Source organism: Novosphingobium fuchskuhlense (assembly GCF_001519075.1).
In the GTDB taxonomy this organism is placed as follows: domain Bacteria; phylum Pseudomonadota; class Alphaproteobacteria; order Sphingomonadales; family Sphingomonadaceae; genus Novosphingobium; species Novosphingobium fuchskuhlense.
Genome location: NZ_KQ954244.1, coordinates 102,242 through 124,828, shown reverse-complemented (window position 1 = coordinate 124,828; position 22,587 = coordinate 102,242). Strand labels below are relative to the sequence as shown.

Annotated in this window: 24 protein-coding genes and 1 tRNA gene; 14 read left to right on the top strand and 11 right to left on the bottom strand. The window is 64.8% G+C overall.

The genetic code is table 11. The features are described 5' to 3' along the window. Positions 1–20: 20 nt before the first annotated feature. Positions 21–1,121: a Fic family protein gene (locus AQZ52_RS00585; protein ID WP_067906028.1), complete on the bottom strand. Its 1,101-nt coding sequence runs from the start codon at positions 1,119–1,121 to the stop codon at positions 21–23. A gap of 43 nt (positions 1,122–1,164) precedes the next feature. Between AQZ52_RS00585 and AQZ52_RS19185 the strand changes: the two genes are divergently transcribed. Next, the gene (locus tag AQZ52_RS19185) at positions 1,165–1,293 is read left to right on the top strand and encodes a hypothetical protein (protein WP_276203260.1); all 129 of its coding nucleotides are present in this window, start codon (positions 1,165–1,167) and stop codon (positions 1,291–1,293) included. A 149-nt stretch (positions 1,294–1,442) separates the two neighbouring features. Next, positions 1,443–2,147 (top strand): hypothetical protein, encoded by a 705-nt coding sequence (locus AQZ52_RS18330; protein ID WP_156424730.1) that lies wholly within the window; start codon positions 1,443–1,445, stop codon positions 2,145–2,147. On the opposite strand, the gene AQZ52_RS00575 is transcribed toward AQZ52_RS18330, so the two are convergent. Both AQZ52_RS00575 and AQZ52_RS00570 read right to left on the bottom strand, forming a co-directional pair. Continuing rightward, a complete protein-coding gene (locus AQZ52_RS00575; protein WP_156424729.1) occupies positions 2,122–2,394 on the bottom strand; it encodes a hypothetical protein in 273 nt (90 codons plus the stop codon). The genes AQZ52_RS18330 and AQZ52_RS00575 overlap by 26 nt on opposite strands. 14 nt (positions 2,395–2,408) lie before the next feature. Beyond that, entirely contained in the window at positions 2,409–2,819 is a 411-nt protein-coding gene (locus AQZ52_RS00570; protein ID WP_067906025.1) for a helix-turn-helix domain-containing protein, read from the bottom strand. A gap of 98 nt (positions 2,820–2,917) precedes the next feature. Between AQZ52_RS00570 and AQZ52_RS00565 the strand changes: the two genes are divergently transcribed. Beyond that, positions 2,918–3,154 (top strand): helix-turn-helix domain-containing protein, encoded by a 237-nt coding sequence (locus AQZ52_RS00565; RefSeq protein WP_082697479.1) that lies wholly within the window; start codon positions 2,918–2,920, stop codon positions 3,152–3,154. A 193-nt stretch (positions 3,155–3,347) separates the two neighbouring features. Further along, entirely contained in the window at positions 3,348–4,445 is a 1,098-nt protein-coding gene (locus tag AQZ52_RS00560; protein ID WP_067906024.1) for a tyrosine-type recombinase/integrase, read from the top strand. Positions 4,446–4,567: 122 nt separating this feature from the next. Here the strand turns inward: AQZ52_RS00560 and AQZ52_RS00555 are convergent. Continuing rightward, positions 4,568–4,642, bottom strand: a tRNA-Val gene (locus AQZ52_RS00555). Between the two features lie 103 nt (positions 4,643–4,745). Between AQZ52_RS00555 and AQZ52_RS00550 the strand changes: the two genes are divergently transcribed. After that, a complete protein-coding gene (locus tag AQZ52_RS00550) occupies positions 4,746–5,075 on the top strand; it encodes a DUF3297 family protein (RefSeq protein ID WP_067906023.1) in 330 nt (109 codons plus the stop codon). A gap of 178 nt (positions 5,076–5,253) precedes the next feature. Here the strand turns inward: AQZ52_RS00550 and AQZ52_RS00545 are convergent, their stop codons facing one another. Further along, positions 5,254–6,144, bottom strand: a complete 891-nt coding sequence (locus AQZ52_RS00545) for a LysR family transcriptional regulator (protein ID WP_067909117.1) — start codon at positions 6,142–6,144, stop codon at positions 5,254–5,256. 93 nt (positions 6,145–6,237) lie between these two features. On the opposite strand from AQZ52_RS00545, the gene AQZ52_RS00540 reads away from it, so the two are divergent. Both AQZ52_RS00540 and AQZ52_RS00535 read left to right on the top strand, forming a co-directional pair. Further along, the gene (locus AQZ52_RS00540; RefSeq protein ID WP_067906022.1) at positions 6,238–7,734 is read left to right on the top strand and encodes a CoA-acylating methylmalonate-semialdehyde dehydrogenase; all 1,497 of its coding nucleotides are present in this window, start codon (positions 6,238–6,240) and stop codon (positions 7,732–7,734) included. A gap of 7 nt (positions 7,735–7,741) precedes the next feature. Then, positions 7,742–8,122, top strand: a complete 381-nt coding sequence (locus AQZ52_RS00535; protein WP_240481392.1) for a RidA family protein — start codon at positions 7,742–7,744, stop codon at positions 8,120–8,122. A 37-nt stretch (positions 8,123–8,159) separates the two neighbouring features. Here the strand turns inward: AQZ52_RS00535 and AQZ52_RS00530 are convergent, their stop codons facing one another. Both AQZ52_RS00530 and AQZ52_RS00525 read right to left on the bottom strand, forming a co-directional pair. Next, on the bottom strand, positions 8,160–8,957 hold the full coding sequence (locus tag AQZ52_RS00530; protein ID WP_067906020.1) for a sterol desaturase family protein: 798 nt from the start codon (positions 8,955–8,957) through the stop codon (positions 8,160–8,162). A gap of 93 nt (positions 8,958–9,050) precedes the next feature. Beyond that, a complete protein-coding gene (locus AQZ52_RS00525) occupies positions 9,051–10,112 on the bottom strand; it encodes an AraC family transcriptional regulator (protein WP_169793698.1) in 1,062 nt (353 codons plus the stop codon). Positions 10,113–10,231: 119 nt separating this feature from the next. On the opposite strand from AQZ52_RS00525, the gene AQZ52_RS00520 reads away from it, so the two are divergent. From AQZ52_RS00520 to mmsB, 4 genes are read left to right on the top strand one after another with little or no spacing between them, the layout of a single operon-like run. Further along, entirely contained in the window at positions 10,232–11,377 is a 1,146-nt protein-coding gene (locus AQZ52_RS00520; protein WP_067906018.1) for an acyl-CoA dehydrogenase family protein, read from the top strand. Between the two features lie 23 nt (positions 11,378–11,400). Next, positions 11,401–12,447, top strand: a complete 1,047-nt coding sequence (locus AQZ52_RS00515; protein WP_067906017.1) for an enoyl-CoA hydratase/isomerase family protein — start codon at positions 11,401–11,403, stop codon at positions 12,445–12,447. Next, a complete protein-coding gene (locus tag AQZ52_RS00510; protein ID WP_067906016.1) occupies positions 12,444–13,226 on the top strand; it encodes an enoyl-CoA hydratase-related protein in 783 nt (260 codons plus the stop codon). Before AQZ52_RS00515 ends, AQZ52_RS00510 begins: the two co-directional genes overlap by 4 nt. Further along, entirely contained in the window at positions 13,111–14,100 is a 990-nt protein-coding gene (gene mmsB / locus AQZ52_RS00505; RefSeq protein ID WP_082697476.1) for a 3-hydroxyisobutyrate dehydrogenase, read from the top strand. The genes AQZ52_RS00510 and mmsB overlap by 116 nt, the downstream gene beginning before the upstream one ends. Before the next feature lie 91 nt (positions 14,101–14,191). Here the strand turns inward: mmsB and AQZ52_RS00500 are convergent, their stop codons facing one another. Beyond that, complete coding sequence (locus AQZ52_RS00500; RefSeq protein ID WP_082697475.1) at positions 14,192–14,980, bottom strand: CHAP domain-containing protein; 789 nt, start codon at positions 14,978–14,980, stop codon at positions 14,192–14,194. A gap of 121 nt (positions 14,981–15,101) precedes the next feature. Here AQZ52_RS00500 and der point away from each other — a divergent pair, with 121 nt between their 5' ends. Continuing rightward, positions 15,102–16,502 (top strand): ribosome biogenesis GTPase Der, encoded by a 1,401-nt coding sequence (gene der / locus AQZ52_RS00495; RefSeq protein ID WP_067906014.1) that lies wholly within the window; start codon positions 15,102–15,104, stop codon positions 16,500–16,502. A gap of 8 nt (positions 16,503–16,510) precedes the next feature. After that, complete coding sequence (locus AQZ52_RS00490; RefSeq protein ID WP_067906013.1) at positions 16,511–16,936, top strand: DUF983 domain-containing protein; 426 nt, start codon at positions 16,511–16,513, stop codon at positions 16,934–16,936. A 57-nt stretch (positions 16,937–16,993) separates the two neighbouring features. On the opposite strand, the gene AQZ52_RS00485 is transcribed toward AQZ52_RS00490, so the two are convergent. Then, on the bottom strand, positions 16,994–17,752 hold the full coding sequence (locus tag AQZ52_RS00485) for a hypothetical protein (protein ID WP_156424727.1): 759 nt from the start codon (positions 17,750–17,752) through the stop codon (positions 16,994–16,996). Positions 17,753–18,088: 336 nt separating this feature from the next. Between AQZ52_RS00485 and AQZ52_RS00480 the strand changes: the two genes are divergently transcribed. Beyond that, entirely contained in the window at positions 18,089–19,732 is a 1,644-nt protein-coding gene (locus AQZ52_RS00480; RefSeq protein ID WP_067906011.1) for a calcium-binding protein, read from the top strand. Positions 19,733–19,810: 78 nt separating this feature from the next. Here the strand turns inward: AQZ52_RS00480 and AQZ52_RS00475 are convergent, their stop codons facing one another. Both AQZ52_RS00475 and AQZ52_RS00470 read right to left on the bottom strand, forming a co-directional pair. Further along, positions 19,811–20,986, bottom strand: coding sequence for an acetyl-CoA C-acyltransferase (locus AQZ52_RS00475; protein WP_067906010.1), 1,176 nt, complete (start codon positions 20,984–20,986; stop codon positions 19,811–19,813). Then, positions 20,979–22,586, bottom strand: coding sequence for a class I adenylate-forming enzyme family protein (locus AQZ52_RS00470; RefSeq protein WP_067906009.1), 1,608 nt, complete (start codon positions 22,584–22,586; stop codon positions 20,979–20,981). The genes AQZ52_RS00475 and AQZ52_RS00470 overlap by 8 nt, the downstream gene beginning before the upstream one ends. Position 22,587: the final 1 nt, after the last annotated feature.

The following is a 22,587-nucleotide window of genomic DNA, read 5'->3' as shown; positions in this document are numbered from 1 at the left end:
CCAGCCACATTACGACGTGCTCATCGCGGCCGACGATAGCTGGTGCTCCGCCCACCTGCGGGCTCCTTCTCAAGGATTCCGGATGTAATCAGCGCCTCGATGTCACGCAGCGCTGTATCCTGTGAGCATTTGGCAATGATCGCCCACTTCGACGAAGTCAGCTTCCCTTCGAAGCCATCGAGCAGCTTGTTGAGCATCAGCCTTTGGCGATCGTTGAGATACGTCTCGCGGTGTGCCTCCCAGAAGCGAGCCTTCTCAAGAACATGCTGCAGTTCGGTCTCGGATCGGGTGATGGCTCCGTCCAGACAGTCGAGAAACCAGGTCAGCCATTCCGTGACATCGAGGTCGCCCTTCTGGGTCTTCTCCAGAATGTCGTAGTAGCCTTTGCGGCGCTGCTGGATCTCGGCTGACATGGAGTAGAAGCGTTGAGCGCTCCCTTCCGAACGGGCCAGAGCCATGTCGGCAATCGCTCTGGCGATGCGGCCATTGCCGTCGTCGAACGGGTGGATGGTGACATACCACAGGTGTGCGAGGGCGGCCTTGATGACCGCGTCGCATTCGTTTCGATCTTCGAACCATGCGAGGAAAGATGACATTTCACCGGCAAGCCGTTCGGCTGCCGGGGCCTCATAATGCACTCGCTCGCGGCCGTATGGACCCGAGACAACCTGCATCGGACCCTCCGTGTCCAGTCGCCATGCGCCCACTGTTATTCGCGTCAGGCCGCTTCGGCCGGTTGGGAACAGTGCGGCATGCCAATCGAACAGGCGGCCTTCGGTGAGAGGCTTGGCGAAGTTCTGTGTGGCATCGAGCATCATCTCGACAACGCCTTCGACGTTGCGATCCGTGTGAATGGTACCAGCGATGTCCATCCCCAGGCGGCGTGCAATTGATGAGCGAACCTGTTCGCGATCGAGTGCCTCGCCCTCGATCTCGCTAGATTTGATCACGTCATCCGTCAGGGTGGCGAGAATGGCTTCGTTGCGGCGTTCAAAGCCGAGGCTTTCCATGCGGCCGATGAGCCGGCCTTGCCGGTGGCGCACAGCTGCCAGTGGAGCCGTGATACCAGTTTCGGACCACCGGAAGCCAGGCCAGTCGGGCAGCAAGTGAATGTAGCTCATAATCTCCGCACCTCTTGCGGCGAATATGAGGGATTTTCTCCGCATGGCAAGCCATATTCGCCGCAAAAATGCGGAGAAAATGCTCGGCAATCTCCGCAAGTGCTTTGCCAAGGTGGCAAATTATCAGAAAGAAACGGGCGCACACTGCGCCGCATTGCCAGATGGAGGGTAACGCAAGAACCTGTAAGCAAAAGGGAAATGCAGATCCAGACCGATGGCACAGAGCTATCTGGAGAATGCCGAGACTGAACCAATTGGACGAAGGAAGAGGGGAGGGGGCGATGATGAGGTCGAGTTCAGCAACTCGGCAAGGATCACCAGATGCGCAGAAAACCACCTTTCGTCTCCGAGAGCCTCAGGGCGCAGTTCAAGGCTATCGTCGTTGATATCCTGACGCTCGTGCCGAAAGGCGCGCACGTCAACTATGTCGTCATCGATCCGACGGTGCCCGATCCTGGCGGCGTCTTTCCCGGCCTGCCAATCTACACCGGACAGTCCGCGGATGTCGGCCAGCGCATTCTGGCGCACCTTCGGCACGCAGCAGTCGTTCCGCACGATCCCGGTCCGCTCTATGAGAGAATGGCGACACTCATCCACAGCGGGACCATGCCGATCTTTCGTATCTTGCAGGTCCATCGGACGCGCGCGCAGGCCATCGTCGCAGAAACCACATGGGCGCAGCGCTTGCTGCGGTCGGGGGCGCGGCTCCTGAACATAGCGCCCGACCAGTCAAGGATCCTGACGCCAGCGAGCATTCGGCGAATGCAGCGGGTGGGATTGTTCGGATTGTCACTTGTCGACGCCGACGTGGCTGGGCTTGGCCTGCGTGTCTCCTGCCGAGGTGGCTGCACCACACTGACGATTCAGCCAAGAGCGCTGGCGCGCCGTTATAGAGAACATTTGACGCTGCGATCTGTGCGGCGCCGGATGTCGCATTGTCATGTGTGTGGATGTCCGAACGGCTTCAGGCTGCTGGTGGGCCAGTCAAGTCGCCGGAAATTCACCCCTTGGCCTTTGGTATCGTGATGGGCGGCGGCTCCATTGTGCCGAAGCCCACGATCTTGCGCACCATGAGCTGGCCGCAGAACAGCAGGGTGCTTCCGATGGCGAAGAGTACGATCAACACCACCGAAAATGGATCGAGCGGCCAGCCCTCGAACCGGGGACTGAAGAGGAACGCTATTCCGGCGAGGAACATCGAGGCAGTGCCGCCAAAGCGGAAATTGTTGGCGAGGTCCGCCATTTTGGCTTCGAGCGTCGGTCTCTGGCTCATTTCAGATCGTCCCCTTACTCGTTGTCGAACATGTCGAAGATGGGGCCGGCCTCGATCTTCGGGCTTGTCCCCTTCTGTGTGCAATTGCTGTAGATGTAGCCGGCTACCCTACCAGCGCGGGCTGGGCTCAGCGTCAGTTTGCGTTGCTGGGCCTCCGCGAAAACCGCTTCGACAGTTTCCGAGACCAGTCCGGCGGTCCTATCTGCCCGATCGGCTTGATGGCCGTAGATCAACCACTCGAGCTGGACATCGAACGCTTCGCAGAAGTCGACTGCGACCGCGAGAGGAAGCTCCCGCTTCTCGGCCTCGTAGTTCTTGTAGGACTTGTCGGCGATCTCGAGCATCGCGGCCGCCTTGACCTGCGAGGCCTGCTTCTTCGCGCGCGCTGCAGCCATGCGATCGCCGATGCCAGCAAGATCCGCCATGTTGACAATCGTTCCCTAAAAGTGTTCAAACGTACCCCATAGGGCGAGTCGGTTACCTCTTCATACCCTATCGGGCTCGTTCGCGGGAGTTTTCTGCAATGAGGAATACATCGGTCGATCTCCTGACCCCGCGCCAGATGGCCCGCCACTCAGGCTGGTCGGTCAAGGCGATCCGGAAACTGCTGGCCGAGCGCCGCATCAGGCACCTGAAGCGGGGCAATCGGTATCTGATCCCACAGAACGCGATCAACGAGTTCCTCGTTGCAAACATGGTCGAGCCTGAACCCAGTGAGGGCTTGCAAGGCGCTGACGACGCGCAGGGGTCTCTGCTGTGACCGCGCTTACCCCCATTCTCGACCGGGCGCGTACGCCCGAAGCCTGGGTTGAGCTGCTTGCCGAGAAAGGGATCATCCTCTCTCCGCGCACCTTGCGGGAATTGGCCCATCGCTGGGGCGCTTGCCACAAGGTTGGCCGGGTCATGCTGATCACGCCCGAGCAGCTCGATCACATCATTGAAAGCCAGAAGAAATGCCCCTCGAACCTTATCCCCGCGGCGCGGTCTGGTGGGCGCGCGGCCGTGTCGAATACAACGGCGCGCCGATCACCGAGTACTACCGATGCAGCACTGGCGCATCTGAGGAACCGGGCGCTTGGGACTGGTGCCGGGCGGAAGAGCAAAGGGTCATCCGCATCCACCTGCTAGGTGAGGATCCGGAAGAGAAGATCATCACCTTTGCCGAAGCCGTTCTCCAGTACGAGGCCAAGCCCAAGGAAGCGGCCTACCTTGTCCCGATAACGAAAGAGATCGGCTCGATCCCGATCCATGAGCTCAGCCCCAAGGTCGTCCGCGAACTCGGCCCGAAGCTCTATCCCAACTGTTCGACCGACACCTGGACACGCCAAGTCGTCACGCCGGTCAGGGCGGTGCTCAACAACATCAACGATAGCGAAAGCGGGATTGCCTTTCGCGTGCGTGGCTACACCCAGAAAGAGAAAGTCGCGCAGGACAATAAGCGCAAGAGCACCGGACGGAAGAAGTACCCCCCGGGAAGCTGGGAATGGCTGCTCAAGTTCCGGGAACATGCGCCTCCGCGCCTGGGTGCATTGGCTTTGCTCATGTTCGTGACCGGTGCCCGGATCAGTCAGGCTGTTTCGATGCATCCCCGCAAGCACATCAACAAGGCAAAGGGCATGATCTGCATTCCCGGCGCAAAAGGGCATGGTGATCGATGGCTGCGGGTGCCCGACGAAATCCTGTCCGAGCTGACGGCCTTGCCAGAGGTCTATCCTCGGGACTGGCCGCGCAAACCGGAGAACCTGCGGCTCTTCGGCTATGCAGACCGTGGCGGACCGCGAAAGCTCTGGAACAAGGCCTGCGAAGATGCCGGCATCGAACAGATCCCGTTCCATCCGGCAGGCCGTCATGGCTTTGGTCAGGAAATGAATGTCCGCGAGAGAGTCGACGAGAAGGCAGCCGGCGCGTTCGGCGGTTGGTCCGACCTGAACCTGATGCGCAACACCTACACGCATGCCGAGGATGCGGAGATCAAGATCAATCAGGCCCTGCGGCGGGGCTTGTTGAAAGCCGAGCGCAAGACGCGGCTCAAGCTGAGAAAGGAGCCCTGATGCTGTACGGGTTTTGTACGAGCGGAGGTCGATTCCGGCCCTTTTCGGGTGCGAAACGGGGTCAAAATCTGCGAGGGAGAAAAATGGCCATCCATAAATTCCCTATATTTCAAAGGGATTTATGGTGGGCGCGGCAGGGATTGAACCTGCGACCCCACCCGTGTGAAGGGTGTGCTCTACCACTGAGCTACGCGCCCGCATGGCCGGATCGCACAAAGGCTAGCGGCCAGACAGGCGCGGGCCTCTGCCATGGCGGCGCTTGATTGACAAGTGGGGGGATCAAGATATTTGGCTCCCCCCATGACCGAAGATGCCTCAGCGCCCGAATCCGCCGCTCCCGCCGCCACGCCTGCCGTCACTGGCGCGCCGGACGTCCCCCCCGATCACCTCGCGATCAATCCGCGCAGCCCCTTCTTCGATGCGGAGAAGCTGCGCCGCGGCATCGGCATCCGTTTCAAGGGCACCGTGCGCCGCAATGTCGAGGAATACTGCATCTCCGAGGGCTGGGTGCGCGTGCAGGCGGGCAAGACCATGGACCGCAAGGGCAATCCGCTGACCCTGAAGCTCTCCGGCCCGGTCGAGGCATGGTACGAGGACCTTGGCGACGACGCGCCCTTCGCGAAGCTCTGATCTTCTGATCCTCTCTGGCGTGGGTTCAGGATCCAGAGCGGGATGACATCATCCGGAATCGTCGGCCCGGACTTGATCCGGGCCTTGGCTTTCTTTTTTGACGCCGCCCCGCAAGAGGCGCCCAACCCCGTGTCAAGCACGGGGGGACGCAGAAGAACCACGATAAAGTCATCCGCGCTTAGTGGGGCAGGAGCCGTCCCCGCTCCTGGTCCACCAGCGCCGTCAGCCACGTCTTGAAGGCCTGCACGCGCGCAAGGCTGTGGGTGTCCTTGTGCATGACAAGCCAGAACGAGCGGGTGATCCGGCGTTCCGGCAGCACCGGCACAAGGCTTGGATCGGCATCGCCGATAAAGCACGGCAGCACGCCGATGCCGGCGCCAGCGGCTATGAGGCGGTGCTGGGCGTTGATCGAGGACGAGCGGATCGTCGCGGCAAGGCCGGGCTCGATTTCCGCAAGGTAGCGCAGTTCGGGAGCATAGAGCAGATCGGGGACATAGCCGACGAGCGCGTGGCCTTTGGCGAGGTCTGATGCACGGCGCAGCGCGGCGTGGCCGGCGAGGTAGGCCGGCGTTGCATAGAGCCTGAGGTGGTAGTCCGAGAGCTTGCCGGCGATGACCGGCCCGGCGCGCGGGCGCGAGAGGGTGACCGCGAGATCGGCTTCGCGCTTCGAGGGGCTGAGGAAGCCCGAGCTTGCGACCAGATCTATGACAAGGCGCGGATGCGCGGCCGTGAAGGTGCCGAGCGCCGGGGCGACAATCCAGCTGGCGAAGCCTTCTGAAAGGCTGACTCGCAGGAGGCCAGCGGGGCCACCGCCGCCATGTTCGGCGATGCGGTTGGCGGCGCGCTCCATGGCTTCGACTTCGACCAGCATGGCCTCGCCCGCTTCGGTGAGCACCTGGCCCTCGCGCGTCTGTTCGAACAAGGTGGCGCCGATCCGCGTTTCGAGGCGGCGCAGGCGGCGACCCATGGTGGTGGCGTCGACGCCCATGGCCTGTGCCGCGCGGGCGAGCTGCCCGGCGCGGGCAATGGCGAGAAAGGTCTGGAAATCGGTCCAGTCAGGAGCCTGCATCATTGCAGGCGTTCCTCGCATTTTCTCACCTTGCTTGCAAATCATCCGGGGTGCAGGAAGCCCGTCAAATACGTCAGGAAAGGAAGCAGACCCATGCGCCAGATCGATCATTTCATTGTCGGCGGTTCAGGCGGGGCTCCGGCGCGCAAGGGCCCGGTGTTCGATCCCAACACCGGCGCGGTGCAGGCCGAAGTGGCGCTGGGCACGGCCGAGACGCTCGAGCGCGCCGTGCAGGCCGCAGCGGCCGCGCAGCCTGCCTGGGCCGCGGTCAACCCGCAGCGCCGTGCCCGCGTGATGTTCGAATTCAAGCGGCTGGTCGAGGCGAACATCGACGAACTGGCGCACCTGCTCTCCTCCGAACACGGCAAGGTGATCGCCGACTCGAAGGGCGATATCCAGCGCGGCCTTGAAGTGATCGAGTTCTGCTGCGGCATCCCGCACGTGCTCAAGGGCGAATACACGCAGGGCGCCGGCCCGGGCATCGACATCTATTCGATGCGCCAGCCGATCGGGATCGGCGCAGGCATCACTCCGTTCAACTTCCCCGGCATGATCCCGCTGTGGATGGCGGGCGTGGCGATTGCCACCGGCAACGCCTTCATCATCAAGCCCTCGGAGCGTGATCCTTCGGTGCCGGTGCGCTTTGCCGAGCTGTTCCTTGAAGCGGGTCTGCCCGAGGGCATCTGCCAGGTCGTCCATGGCGACAAGGAAATGGTCGACGCGATCCTCGATCACCCGGCCATCGGCGCGGTCAGCTTCGTCGGCTCGTCCGATATCGCGCACTATGTCTACAATCGCGGCGTTGCCGCCGGCAAGCGCGTGCAGGCCATGGGCGGCGCCAAGAACCACGGCGTGGTTATGCCGGATGCCGATCTCGATCAGGTGGTCAACGACCTCGCGGGTGCAGCCTTCGGTTCGGCTGGTGAGCGCTGCATGGCGCTGCCGGTGGTCGTGCCGGTGGGCGAAGAGACCGCCGAGCGCCTCAAGGCCAAGCTGATCCCGGCGATCGAGAAGCTGCGCGTCGGCATCTCGACCGACAACGATTGCCACTACGGCCCGGTGGTTTCCGCCGCGCACAAGGCGAACATCGAGCGCTGGATCACCACGTGCGAGGCTGAAGGCGGCGAGATCGTGATCGACGGCCGCGGCTTTACGCTGCAGGGCCACGAAAGCGGCTTCTTCGTCGGCCCGACGCTGATCGACCACGTCACGCCCGACATGGAGAGCTACAAGAACGAGATCTTCGGCCCCGTGCTGCAGATCGTCCGCGCGAAGGACTTCGAGGAAGCTCTCGCCCTGCCTTCGAAGCACCAGTATGGCAACGGCGTTGCGCTCTTCACCCGTAGCGGCAACGCGGCGCGCGAGTTCGCGGCGCGGGTCAATGTCGGCATGGTGGGCATCAACGTGCCGATCCCGGTGCCGGTGGCCTATCACACCTTCGGCGGCTGGAAGCGCTCGGCCTTCGGCGACACCAACCAGCACGGTGTCGAAGGCGTGAAGTTCTGGACCAAGGTCAAGACCGTGACCCAGCGCTGGCCCGATGGGCTGCCCGACAGCGGCAACGCGTTCGTCATCCCGACGATGGGGTAACCCGGTGGTGAAGCAGCGGGTCTCGAGTGGTTCACCGATGGAGCCGATCCTCGGCTTCGCCCGGGCCGTTCGCACCGGCAAGCAGATCATGGTTGCCGGTACTGCCCCCATCGAACCCGACGGATCGACCACGCCTGGTGACGCAGCTGCGCAAATGGAGCGCTGCTGCGCCATCGTGGCCAAGGCGATCGAGGACCTTGGCGGGTCGGTCGACGATACCGTCCGCACCGTGATCTACCTGACCGACCGGGCCGATTTCCCGGCGGTCGCGGCGGTCCACGGCAAGTGGTTCGGCAAGGCGCGGCCGGCGACCACCACGCTGGTGGTCTCCGGCTTCATCCGGCCCGAATGGAAGGTCGAGATCGAAGCCGAAGTGATGGAAGAGTGACGGCAGGTTTCTTCCTTTTCGGCGCGGTCCCGGGCGATCAGGCCATGGCGGGCTTGGCGCCTTTCGCGGTGGCGACCACCGCCTCGAAGCGCTCATGGTAGCGCGGATGTTCGGTGCCCAGCCAGCGGTCCCACCAGGTGAAGTAGAGCCCGAAGTTGTAGCGGCCCTCGCTGTGGTGCAGATCGTGGTGCGTGGTCGTGGTCAGCCAGCCCGTCCACGGCGAACGGGTGAAACCGGGCCAGGCCAGTTCGAAGCCGGCATGGCCGAAGGCATTGCGCGCGATCTGGTGGGCCAGGAAAATGAACACCGCCCAGGGTTCGGCCGGGGCGACAATCGTGACCGCGGCGACCATCAGCGGCACGATCACCGCTTCGAACGCGGCCTCGCCGGTGGCGAAGCTGTAGGCAGCCCAACTTGTGGGTGTGCGGCTGAGATGGTGCACGGCATGGAGCAGGCGGAACATCGTCCTGTGATGCATCCAGCGGTGCATCCAGTAGAAATAGGCATCGTGCATCACGATGAGCAGGGCGGTCTGCCACAGGATCGTGGTGAGGACGGGCGGACCCTGATTGAAGGCAATCGCGCCGAGGGCGATCAGCACCACCGTGATCAGATCGACGAAGGCGAACACCGCCATCGACCACATCGACTGGCGCACTTCGCGCAGGCGGTCCGCGTTCGTGGCGCGGCGCGTCTGGATGCGGCGATCGGCGATGCGGCGGACGAGCAGCCAGCACAGCAGGGCGACACCGGCGGCGCCGATGAAGTAGCGCAGGCTTTCGATCCAGATGCTGTCGATCATGCGGCGGACAAGGAACAGAAAAGTGATCGGCATGGGGCTCTCCGGGAAGGGGGTGCCCGTGGTGTGTCAGAGCCTCATCATGCTGGCTCCGCTTACCCCGAAAATGCTGATGCATTCCGGAAACGATCAGCCTTTTTCAGGTTCGGCAAAGGCGCTGCGGCGGAATTCGGTGGGGGTTTGCCCCACGCTCTCGCGGAAAGCGCGGTTGAACGGGGCGAGCGAGCCGTAGCCGAGGTCCATCGCGATGGTCAGTACCGGCAGATCGACGCGCGCCGGATCGGCAAGCACGGCTTTCGCCTCGGCAATGCGGTGCGCATTGAGGAAGGCCGAGAAGTTGCGATGGCCGAGGCGGCGGTTGATGAGGGCGCGCAGGCGATGCTCGGGCACATCGAGCCGCTCGGCGAGCGAACCGATGGTCAGGCCGGGTTCCAGCCACACGCGCTGTGCCATGGTGGTTTCGAGCTTTTCGCGCAGGACCCGTTCGGAAGGGCTCCAGTCATCCCCTGCGTTCAGGGTGCCGGTCCCGCGCGGCGGGGCGAGCAGCGCGGGATCAGCCGTCAGCATGGCGATGCCTATGCCAAGAATGGCCAGCGCAATGATGACCGACTGGCTCGCGAGCATCCAGGCCGGTTCATGGCCGAAGCCGAACCAGGCCTCGCTCGCCAGCACGCCGATCGCGAGCACAGCGATCACCAGCACAAAGGCCACGCGGAAGCGCCGGCGCTGCTCGACGAGGTCATCTTCGCGTTCGTTCAGGGCAATAACCATTGCATGGATCACCAGCAGCGCGGCGGTGAGGTGGCCGACCGCATCCGCCAGCGGGATCAGCGGTTCGCACCAGCGGCGCAGGACATAGACCATGACGCTGGCGACGATCAGCCCAAGCGCGGCAAGGCCCACGCGCCGGTCAACTGCGCGGTCGAACACCACATGGGCGAAAAGCCACAGAAACAGTGGGGCGAGATTGCTGGCGAGCACGACGGCAAGACGCAGCGGCATCGCCAGGGCCGGAAATTGCGGACCGGAATTGATCAGGTAGCCGATCACGCCGACGAGCAGCGCGACGGTCACGCGGCGCACCACCACGTCTGCGGCGCTGCGCCAGATCACCAGCGCGACCAGCACGAGCTGGCCGATGCCGATCAGGCGCAGTGCGGTATCGATGCTGGCGGTATCAAGGCTTTCCATGCACGTCCGGTTATGGCGCGCACCCGCCCCAAGGTCCATCACTTGCCACGTCCCGCGCTTCGGCTAGGACGCAGCACGTCGCTTTCCATTCAACCATCACCAGAACGCAAGGCCAGAGCATGACCGACCAGTTCGCCCTCACCGACGACCAGATCGCCATTCAGGAGATGGCACGGCGCTTTACCGCCGATGCAATCACGCCGTTCGCGGCGCAGTGGGACGAGGAACACACCTTCCCGCGCGACACGGTGAAGATGGCGGCCGAACTGGGCTTCGCCTCCATCTACGTCAGCGAGGAAAGCGGCGGCATTGGACTTGGCCGTCTGGACGCCGCGCTGATCATGGAAGCCATGGCTTATGGCTGCCCCAGCACGAGCGCGTTCATCTCGATCCACAACATGGCCTCGTGGATGATCGACCGCTTCGGCGGCGCGGAAATCAAGGCGCGCTATCTGCCCTCGCTGATCACGATGGACAGGATCGCCAGCTATTGCCTGACCGAGCCCGGTTCGGGCTCGGACGCGGCGGCGCTTCGCACGAGCGCGAAGCTCGAAGGCGATCACTATGTGGTGAACGGCACCAAGCAGTTCATCTCGGGCGGCGGGGTGAGCGACATCTATGTGACGATGGTCCGCACCGGAGAGCCGGGGCCGAAGGGCATTTCGTGCCTCGTGATCGAGAAGGACATGCCGGGCGTCAGCTTCGGCGCGCCGGAGCGCAAGCTGGGCTGGAACGCCTCGCCCACCGCGCAGGTGATCCTCGAGAACGTGAAGGTGCCTGTGGCAAACCGTGTCGGTGCGGAAGGCGATGGCTTCCGCTTCGCGATGGCCGGCCTCGATGGCGGGCGCCTCAACATCGGCGCCTGCTCGCTGGGCGGCGCGCAGCGCTGCCTCGATGAAGCGATCAAGTACGCCAAGGAGCGCAGCCAGTTCGGCCAGCCGATCGCCGAGTTCCAGAACACCCAGTTCCAGCTTGCCGACATGGCGACGGACCTCGAAGCGGCGCGCGCGCTGCTCTATCTCGCGGCGGCGAAGGTGACCTCGAACGCGCCGGACAAGACGCGCTTCTCGGCCATGGCCAAGAAGCTGGCGACCGACACCGGCTCCTCGGTGGTCGACCGCGCGCTGCAGATCTTCGGCGGGTACGGTTATCTCAAGGACTATCCGATCGAGCGCTTCTGGCGCGACCTGCGCGTCCACCGCATCCTCGAAGGCACCAACGAGGTGATGAAGCTGATCGTCGGGCGCGATCTGCTGCGGCAATAACGGCATCTGGGAGAGGCAAGGCAATGACCGACGATATTCTGGTGCGCACCGAAGGCGGGATGGGCGTGCTCTCGCTCAACCGGCCCAAGGCGATCCACGCGCTCAACCGCGCGATGGTCGATGGCATGACCGCCGCGCTGCTGAAGTGGCGCGATGATCCCGCGATTGGCGCGGTGATCATCGACCATTCGGAAGGGCGCGGCTTCTGCGCGGGGGGCGATATCGCCTTCCTGCGCAACTCGGCACTGACCGACGAGGGCGTTGCGGGCCGCAAGTTCTTCTTCGACGAATACCGCCTCAACCACCTGATCATGACCTATGAAAAGCCCATCGTGGCCTTCATGGACGGGATCACCATGGGCGGCGGCGTCGGCATTGCCGATCCGGCGCGTTACCGCGTCGCGACCGAGAACACGCGGCTGGCCATGCCCGAGACCGGCATCGGCCTGTTTCCGGATGTCGGCGGCGGCTGGTTCCTGTCGCGCATGAAGGGGCGACTGGGGCAGTATCTGGCGCTGACCGGTGCGCGGATGGACGGGGCGGAATGCCTCTGGGCGGGCTCGGCCACGCACTATCTGCCCTCCGCCGCACTGGCCGAAGCCAAGGCCAAGATCGCCGCGAACCCCGGCGATATCCCGGCGATCCTGCATGGCCTCGCCGCCGCGCCGCCTGAGCCGAAGATCGCGGCGCAGGCAGATGCTATCGCGCGGCTGTTCGCGTCCGACCGCTACGAGGATATCCTCGCCGCGCTCGCCGCCGATAGCAGCGAGTTTGCCGCCGCCACGCTGGGGAGCCTCCACACCAAGAGCCCGCAGACCTGCAAGGTCGCGCTGCGCCAGCTGGCGGCCAGCCTCACGCTGCCCGATTTCGCCGCGAACATGGTGATGGAATACCGCATCTGCAGCCGCGTCCTGCTGCGCCCCGATTTTGCCGAGGGCGTGCGCGCGGTGATCGTGGACAAGGACAATGCCCCAAAGTGGAACCCGGCGACGCCTGAAGGCGTGACCGAGGACATGCTGGACGCGATCTTCGCGCCACTGCCTGAAAACGAGGAATGGAGCCCGCTATGAGTTATGAAACGATCCTGGTTGAACAGCGCGGTGCTGTCACGCTGATCACGCTCAACCGTCCCAAGTCGCTCAACGCCCTGAATTCGCAGGTGCTCGAAGAGCTGATCGTGGCGTTCGGTGCCTATGAAGCCGATCCGTCGCAGCGCTGCGCGGTGCTGACCGGCTCGGGCGAGAAGGCCTTCGCGGCCGGCGCCGACATCAAAGAGATGGCCGACAAGGCGGCGACCGATTTCTACACCGGTGATTTCTTCTCGCGCTGGACCAGCCACCTCGTGAAGACCACGCGCAAGCCGTGGATCGCCGCGGTCAACGGCTTTGCGCTCGGCGGCGGGTGCGAGCTTGCGATGATGGCCGATTTCATCATCGCGTCGGAAAACGCCAAGTTCGGCCAGCCCGAAATCAAGCTCGGCGTCGCGCCGGGCATGGGCGGCTCGCAGCGCCTGACGCGCGCGGTGGGCAAGGCCAAGGCGATGGACATGTGCCTCACCAGCCGGATGATGGACGCGGTGGAAGCCGAACGCTCGGGCCTTGTCAGCCGCGTCGTGCCGCTCGCTTCGCTGATTGACGAGGCGGTGGCTGCTGCCGAGGCGATTGCGGCGATGCCGCCGGTTGCGACCATCGCCAACAAGGAAATGGTCAACGCCGCCTTCGAGATGACGCTCGATCAGGGCCTCCTCTTCGAACGCCGCGTGTTCCAGATCCTCACCGCGACCGAGGACAAGGCCGAAGGCATGGCCGCTTTCATCGAGAAGCGCCCCGGCGTGTGGAAGGGAAGGTAGACCCATGAAAATCGCATTCATCGGCCTTGGCAACATGGGCGGCGGCATGGCCGCGAATCTGGTCAAGGCGGGGCATGATGTTCACGCCTTCGACCTTGCCGAAGCGGCGCTGGCGCGCGCGAAGGAAAACGGCTGCACCACCTATACTTCGGTGAAGGAAGCCGTGCAGGGTGCCGATGCTGTCGTCTCGATGCTGCCCAATGGCGCCATCGTGAAGGCGGTCTACACCGCTGACGTGATCGGCCAGGCGCCCACGTCTGCCCTGCTGCTCGATTGCTCGACCATCGACGTCGCCACCGCGCGCGAAGTGGCGGCCCTTGCTGCAGACGCTGGCTACGCCATGGCCGATGCGCCGGTTTCGGGCGGCATCGCGGCGGCCAATGGCGGCACGCTCACCTTCATGGTCGGCGGCAGCGCCGACGCTTTCGCGCGCGGCGAACCGATCCTCGCCGCGATGGGCAAGGCGGTGATCCATGCGGGTGAAAGCGGTGCAGGACAGGCCGCCAAAATCTGCAACAACATGCTGCTCGGCGCCTCGATGATTGCGACCTGCGAGACCTTTGCCATGGCGGAGAAGCTGGGCCTCGATCTCCAGACCTTCTTCGACATCTCGTCGAAGGCTTCGGGCCAGTGCTGGTCGATGACGAGCTATTGCCCGGTGCCCGGTGTCGGCCCGGCTACCCCGGCGGACAACGGCTATCAGGGCGGCTTTGCCACCGCGCTGATGCTCAAGGACCTGAAGCTCGCGATGGAAGCGGCCAAGAGCGCCGGAGCGGACGTCCCGATGGGCGCACGCGCGGCGGAACTCTACGCCGCGTTCGACGCGGCCGGCAACGGCGGGCTCGATTTCTCGGCGATCATCAAGACGCTTTGATCCGCCGACACCTGAAAAACACCGCCCCGATCAGGCTAAGCGCAGCGTGAGCGGGGCGGGCATTCGGGTGCTGGTGGTCAGATAGTCCGGTTCAGCGCAGGCGGCTGGCGATCAGGCGGCCAATGGGGTCGCGCGCAAGGCTGGGGGATGCCGCGATGGTGCGCTCGTCATCCCGCGCGGCGGTTATTCTTGTCTTTTCGCGCGCGGCTACCATGCGGCGCGCGGGTGCGACGCTTGTCTCGGGCACGATGCCCTTGAGGAAGTCTGGCCCGATCCGCGAGGTATATCCCGCCTTGGGCGCGGACGCGGGTGCGGAGGCCAGCACTGTCAGGCGCGCGTCCGGTCCCAGGGTCTTTGACGGCTTGCGGTTGTAGATGAAGCCCTCGACCGGCCAGTGCGTGGTGCCGAGCCCGCCGAGCGGGGCATACCACACGCGCACTTCGCTCCAGTCGTTCGCCGGGGAGACGTCGACCGCGCGCACGTTGTCTTCCAGGTGGCCGCGCCGCCCGTCGATGGGGGACCAGTTGGCGTGGCGCAGCAGCACGGTGCGCGAATCGATGATCCGGCTGACCGCGGCGACATGGCCGAGCACCATCGCGCCGTGCGGGCGGAAGGCCATGACGGCGCCGACCCGGGGCTGCGTGCCGCGCGCATAGCGGCCAGCGGCCTGATCCCACCAGGTATGCGCATCGCCAAAAAGCTGGATGCCCGAGACCTGACGGGCATAAGGCACGCACTGGATATAGGGGAGGCCGGATTCCTCGCCCCGGTCATCGCCGGTGATCGAGGCGGGATCGGGGGCGACAGGGCGCGCCGCAGCCAGCGAGGGAGCCGCGGCAAGCAAAGTCAGGATGACGAGTCTGAGAGAGGCCGGGCTCATGTCAAACTATTGTCTGCGCTCTGGTTAAAACGCCTCTCGTCAGGCTGGTTAATGGCGCCTTAGCATTGCCCCCGGTCACGCTGCGCTTGCCTTCCGCGCGCAATGGGGCCACGGGAACGCGATGCTGCCTCAGGTCATCATCATCGGCCGACCGAATGTCGGCAAATCGACGCTGTTCAACCGGCTGGTCGGCAAAAAGCTCGCGCTGGTCGATGATCAGCCCGGCGTGACGCGTGATCGCCGCTTTGGCGATGCCGATCTGCTCGGCCTCAAGTTTACCATCGTCGATACGGCGGGCTGGGAAGATCTCGATCCCGAGACGCTGCCGGGGCGCATGCGACAGCAGACCGAAGCCTCGCTGGTGGGGGCGGACGTTGCGCTCTTCGTGATCGATGCGCGCGCCGGCGTGACCCCGCTCGACGAGGAAATCGCCCGGTATCTGCGCTCCAGCCGCATTCCCATCGTGCTCATGGCCAACAAGGCCGAGGGCCGTGCTGGCGATCCGGGGCTCTATGATGCATTCGCGCTGGGCTTTGGCGAGCCGGTCGCGTTTTCCGCCGAACACGGGCAGGGCCTCGCCGATCTGTTCGAGGCGCTGCGCCCGCATATCGAGGGCACGGACGACGACGACGATGATGACGACGTGCCCCCGCCGGAAGGCGCGGAGGAGGAGGAAGAGGAGTTCGATCCCGAATCGGTCCTCAAGCTCGCCATTGTCGGGCGGCCGAATGCGGGCAAGTCCACCCTCATCAACAAGCTGCTCGGCGAGAACCGGCTGCTGACGGGCCCCGAGGCAGGGATCACCCGCGATTCCATCGCCATCGACTGGCAGTGGTTCGATCCGACGAGCGAGGCCTATCGCCCGGTCCGGCTGATCGACACGGCAGGGATGCGCAAGAAGGCGCAGGTCGTCGAGAAGCTCGAGAAGATGTCCGTCGCCGATGCGCGCCGCGCGATCGACTTCGCCGAAGTCGTCGTGCTGCTGCTCGATGCCACGCGCGGCCTGGAACATCAGGACCTCAAGATCGCCTCGCTGGTGCTTGAGGAAGGCCGCGCGCTGATGATCGCGATCAACAAGTGGGACGTGGCGGAGGACCCTTCCGCCCTGTTCAACGGCGTGCGCGCGGCGCTGGATGAAGGTCTCGCCCAGGTGCGCGGGGTGCCGCTGCTCGCGGTTTCGGCGCGGACGGGCAAGGGGCTCGACCAGATGCTGACCGCGGCCTTCGATATCCGCAGCGCGTGGTCGAAGCGCGTGCCGACCTCGGCGCTCAACCGCTGGTTCGACGATGCGCTCGCCGCCAATCCGCCGCCGGCGCCGGGCGGCAAGCGCATCAAGCTGCGCTACATCACGCAGGCGCGCACCCGCCCGCCCAGCTTCGTGATGTTCGGCACGCGGCTCGATCAGCTTCCGGAAAGCTATCGGCGCTATCTGGTGAACGGCATCCGCCGCGAACTGGGTTTCGATGCGGTGCCGATCCGGCTGACCTTGCGCAGCCCGACCAACCCGTTCGCCAAGAAGTAGGACGCGCCATGCCCGATACTGCCCTGCCGCTGGACCCTGCGATCCTGCCCCGCAGCGCGGGCAGTGCGATCCTGCGCGGCGTCCAGGGCAAGTGTCCGCGCTGCGGGGGCACGCACCTGTTCACGGTCGGGCTGAAGCCGGTCGAGCGGTGCCGCATGTGCGGCCAGAACTGGACGCTCCACGCGGCGGACGATTTCCCGCCTTATATCGCGATCCTGCTGACCGGACACCTGATGGCGCCGGTGATCATCGGTCTCGGCAAGATCGAGAGCCTGCCGGAATGGGCGATGATGCTGATCGCGCTGGTCCTCGCCGGCGCGCTGATCGCCGCCATCCTGCGCCCCGCCAAGGGCGGCGTGATCGCGCTGCAATGGTGGCTGGGCATGCAGGGCTTTGCCGGACATGCGGGCAAGGTTGAGGCTGGGGTGGCCTGAGGCCCGCACCACCAGCCTTCTTTGTCCCCCCGGATCAAGTCCGGGGTCACGGAGCTGCTAGAGAAAGTTGTTCGGCCAGATCATCGTGCGCCACATATGCGCCGAGGGCGAACCGTCAAAGCCCAGCCCTTCCGCCGGCTCCCTGAAATTCCGCCCGATCACGTCTTCCAGCTCCTCCGGCACCACCACCGGGAAATCGTCGAAAAAGTAGGTGTCGTAGAGCGTCATCTGCCGCGCGGTCATGTACCACTTGTGGTTCTTGGCATATTCCGCGTCGCGAAGCAGGTAGTCCGGCACCTGATAGTCCGGGCCGAAGAAGGCGTGGTAGCTTTCGGGGTAGGCATAGCCGACGCTTTCATCGGGCACATAGCGCAGCGCCTGATGGTACTTCACCGCGAACGCCACTTCGGGATCGACGTAGGGCTCGACCAGCTGCGCGCTCCAGTAGCCGTGGTCGCAGCGGACCAGGCAGCCGTTCGAAATGTCGTGCAGCAGGCAGGCCATCACAACCTTTTCCGGCAGGCCATCATCCAGCGCACGCTTGGCGCTGATAAGGAGGTGGCGCACGGTGATATCGCCGAAGCGGCAGCGGAAGAAATCCATCAGGCGCGGGCGCTCGGGCATGCGCGGCAGGGCGGGGTTGTCGCCCATCATGAACACCGTCTTGGGATTGAGCAGCTTCAACAGCTCGCCCTCGTTGTCGACGAAATCGGTACCCTTCCAGCCGACGGGCGAGGGGTAGATCAGGCGCTCGCGGCCGTGCTGCGGCCATGGGCGGTCTTCGGGGGGGCGGCTCTCGTCGGCGGCAATGGTCATCGGCAGGCTCCTTGGCCCCACGGCTAGGGCGGTGCGGCGACCAGCTCAAGCGCGAATCGTGGCGGATTGGTGGCAGCGCGCGGGTTCGCAGCAAAAGATCCGATCCGGTGTCATTCTGCACACGTTCGAATACGTAGCGCGGCGCAACAAGTCGCCGCCTTTCAGCGTCTTGCAGCACCGAGTGGCGACGAATCGGCCAAGCATACCTGTACGCCCCATGAACAGTGCTGTCGCCGTTGTGTCAGCATATTCCGCTATTTCAGGGTGCAGGCAGACGGCTGCGGCACGATCCTGTGCGCCGCCGAACAGGTTCGGATTGCGAAGGAGGGACCACCCATGACGCAAGTGTTCAAGTTCGATACCACGACCACGCCCATCACGCGCTACGAAGTGGAACGGGACGGCTCGCTCGAGCCCGATCCGCTCGCCAAGAACCAGTCGCTCAGCCTTGATGCGACGGCCGGCGTCATCACGCTCACCAGCACCTTCGGTGCTTACGTGAAGATCAAGACTTTCATCCCGACAGCGGCGACGAACGATGATCCGTCGTTCTACGTTAAGGACACCGTCGTGTTCAAATCGCTCGACGGCAAGGTGATCAACGATCCCACCGCCGGCGAGAGCGACGGCGATGTGCCGGGCGACCAGGACGGCGACGGCTCGAACGACGATTCGCTGCAGGGCACCGGCGGCAAGGACGTGATCAGCGGCGGCGCCGGCGATGACCATATCGCAGGCCTCGGCAGCGCGGACATCATCCATGGCGGCACCGGCGATGATGTGCTGCTGGGCGGCAATGGCGGCGACGTGCTCGATGGCGGCGCCGGTAACGACGGGCTCGTCGGCGACAACGGCAATGACGTGCTCGACGGCGGCAGCGGCAACGACATCCTCGATGGCGGCGATGGCAACGACAAGGTGTTCGGCGGCGCGGGCAACGACGATCTCTACGGCGGTGCCAACGGCGATTACCTCGACGGCGGCGCTGACGACGACACGCTCTATGGCAACGCCGGCGATGACAAACTGGTCGGCGGCGACGGTACGGATACGCTGAACGGCGGTGACGGCAACGATGCCCTGCTCGGCGGCCTCGGCGATGACACGCTGAGCGGCGGGCTTGGCAACGATGCGCTGCGCGGCGAGGAAGGCAATGACACGCTGAACGGCGGCGAGAGCAACGACACGCTGAACGGCGGTGACGGGAATGACGTGCTGAACGGCGGCGACGGCAATGACAAGCTGGTCGGCGAAACCGGCAACGACACCCTGAACGGTGGTGCGGGCGACGACCAGCTCGGCGGCAGCAAGGGCGACGACACGCTGCTGGGCGGCGACGGGCGCGACAAGCTCGATGGCGGCGAAGGCAACGACACGTTCCTCGCCGGGCAGGATGCCGGCAACGATGCCTTCGATGGAGGCAAGGGCACCGACACGGTGGACTACTCGGCTGCTTCGGCGGGCCTCAGCATCGATCTCTTCATCGGGATCGCGAGCGCGCTGGCGACCAACCCGGGCACCGGTATCGACACGCTGAAGAGCATCGAGAACGTGATCGGCACCGGCTTTGACGACGTGATCATCGGCAACGAGGCCAGCAACGTCATCAACGGCGGCGACGGCAACGATGCGATCACCGGCGGCAAGGGCGCGGACACCCTGACCGGCGGCCTTGGCAGCGACACTTTCAAGTACACGGCGCTCAAGGAATCGCGCTCGGGCAATTCCGATCACATCACCGACTTCGTCTCGGGCGTCGACAAGATCGACCTTTCGGCGATCGACGCGATCAAGGGCGGCAGCGACAACGCCTTCACGCTGTCGGCAACCCCGCCGACTGCGGGCAACGGCGCCGGTGTGGTGTGGTTCGATGCCGCAACCCACACGCTGTATGCCAGCAACGACAAGAACCCGGACGCCGAGTTCGCCATCGTGCTCGACGGGGTGAACACGATCACCGCGGCCGACCTGATCCTCTGATCATCCGGCCCTGAAACAGGAAGGGGCGCTGCCGGCTATCCGGCAGCGCCCCTTTTTTCATGGTCTGAGCGCGGGGACTCAAAGGACTTCGAACAGCCCCGCCGCGCCCATGCCGCCGCCCACGCACATCGTGACGACGACATGCTTTGCGCCCCGGCGCTTGCCCTCGATCAGCGCATGCATGACCCCGCGCGCGCCGGTCATGCCATAGGGGTGCCCGATGGAAATGGCCCCGCCGTTGACGTTGAGCAGCTCGTTCGGAATGCCCAGCTTGTCGCGGCAGTAGAGCACCTGCACCGCGAAAGCCTCGTTCAGTTCCCACAGGCCGATGTCATCCATCTTGAGGCCGAAGCGCTTCAGCAGGGCGGGGACCGCGAAGACCGGGCCGATGCCCATTTCATCGGGCTCGGTGCCTGCTGCGGCCATGCCGACATAGCGGCCCAGCGGGGTGAGGCCCTTCTTTGCGGCGACGGCCGCTTCCATCAGCACCACGGCGGCGGAGCCGTCAGACAGCTGGCTGGCGTTGCCTGCCGTCACGATCCCGCCCTCGATCACAGGCTTGAGCGCCTGAAGATTTTCCAAGGTGGTCGAGGGGCGGTTGCCCTCGTCCTTGGTGAGATGCACCTCCTGCATCGTGATCTCGCCGGTCTCCTTGTTCTGCACGCCCATCGAGCTGGTGGTCGGCACGATCTCGGCATCGAACTTGCCCGCAGCCTGCGCGGCGGCAGTGCGCTGCTGCGACTGGAGCGCGTATTCGTCGCAGGCCTCGCGGCTGATGTTGTAGCGCTTGCCGACCGTTTCGGCGGTTTGCAGCATCGGCATGTAGACCGCGCCATGCATGGCCACGAGCGACCGGTCCGGGGCAACGCGCATGTCCTTGGTCTGGACGAGGCTGATCGATTCCTGCCCGCCTGCGGCAACCACATCCATCCGGTCGACGATGATCTGCTTGGCGGCGGTGGCAATGGTCATCAGGCCCGATGAGCACTGGCGGTCCATGCTCATGCCCGAGACGGTGACGGGGAGGCCGGCCCGAAGCGCGACCTGGCGGGCGATGTTGCCGGCCTGCGCGCCCTGTTGGAGCGCCGAACCCCACAGCACGTCGTCCACCTCGCCGCCTTCGATCCCGGCGCGCGCCACGGCGGCCTCGAGCGAGAGCGCGCCGAGCGTGGCGCCGGCAGTGGTGTTGAACGCGCCCTTGTAGGCGCGGCCGATGGGGGTGCGGGCGGCAGCGACGATTACGGCATCACGCATGGGTGTTCTCCTTGGAATCGGGAATGGGGGAATCTGCGACGGGGGCTTGGGCAATGGGGTTTCCGCCGAAGTGATCGCGAAGTTCGCGCTTCAGCACTTTGCCTATGGGGTTGCGCGGCAGTTCATCGACCACCTCGATGCGGGCGATGCGCTGCGTCTTGCCGAGCGCACGGTTGGCCTCTGCACGAATGGCTTCGGGATCCGCGGAAGGATCGGCCAGCACGATCACGGCGAGCGGTGTCTCGCCCCACTGGTCCGAAGGAATGCCGACGACGGCCGCCTCCTTCACCGCGCTCTGGCGGGTGAGTTCGGCTTCAAGGTCCGTCGGGTAGATGTTGAACCCGCCGGAGATGATCATGTCCTTGGCGCGGTCCATCAGGATGAGGAAGCCGTCCTCGTCGAACTTGCCGACATCGCCGTGGCGTAGATAGCGGTTGCCGTCCTTGTCGAACCACTCCATCTCGCGCGTCTTGGCGGGCTGGCCATGATATCCGTTCATCATGATCGGAGAGCGGCCGACGATCTCGCCCACTTCGCCCTGGGGCAGTTCGTTGCCCTCCTCGTCGATGATCTTGATGACATGGCCGGGCGAGGGGCGGCCGACCGTGTGGAGCTTGTCCGGGTATTCGTGCGCGACAAGGTTGGTGGTCGCGCCGCCTTCGGTAAGGCCGTAGCCTTCGACAAGGCCGCCGGGCCAGCGCTTCAGCACGTCTGCCTTGAGCCAGGCGGGGAAGGGGGCGGAGGTGCAGGTCTTGAGCCGGTAGGAGGAGAGATCGAAGCTGTCGAAATCCGGCACTTCCATGATCCGGCGGTATTGCACCGGCACCAGCATGGCGTGCGTCACACGCTCGCGCTGCGACAGTTCGAGGAAGCCGCGCGCATCGAACTTCTTCATCAGCACCACTTTGCCCGCCGCGGTGAGGGTGGGGAGGAAGCTGACCAGCGTGGTGTTCGAATAGAGCGGGGTGGAGCAGATCGTCGCGCTGTTGTCGTCGAAGCCCGAGCCCAGCCCGCGGCGCACATATTCGTGGCGCATCTGGTGCGATTGAACGATGCCCTTGGGGCTGCCGGTGGTGCCCGAGGAATAGATGATGTTGAACGGGTCTTCCGGACGGGGGAGGCGTTCTTCCGGTTGGGCACCTTCCGGCGCGATCCACTGCGAGAAGGGGAGCCCCCCGTCGCTGTCATCGAGCGCGACGCGCTTCACGTGTTCGGGGAAGGGCAGTCCCGCGAGGCCATCGGCCATGGCCTTGTCGAGCAGCAACACGCGGCTCGTGCTGTCGGCCAGCATGGCCAGCACGGTGGCGGGGGCTGCCGTCGAGGTCAGCGGCGCTGCCACCGCCCCGGCGCGCAGGGCCCCAAGAAAGGCGAGGCCGGTGTTCACCGCGTTGCTCGCCGCGATGGCGATGGGTTCGTTCGCCTGAACCCCCTCGCGCTGGAGGGCGGCGGCCACGCGGTCGAGCATCCTGTCGAGATCGCCCCACGAAATCCACGACGTCTCGTCGGCCATCGCGATGGCGTCGCCCCGCCTTGCCGCATGGGTGCGCAGGATCACGCTCAGCGGGATGAACGGGCTTTCGATGATCTCCTCGATGCGCATG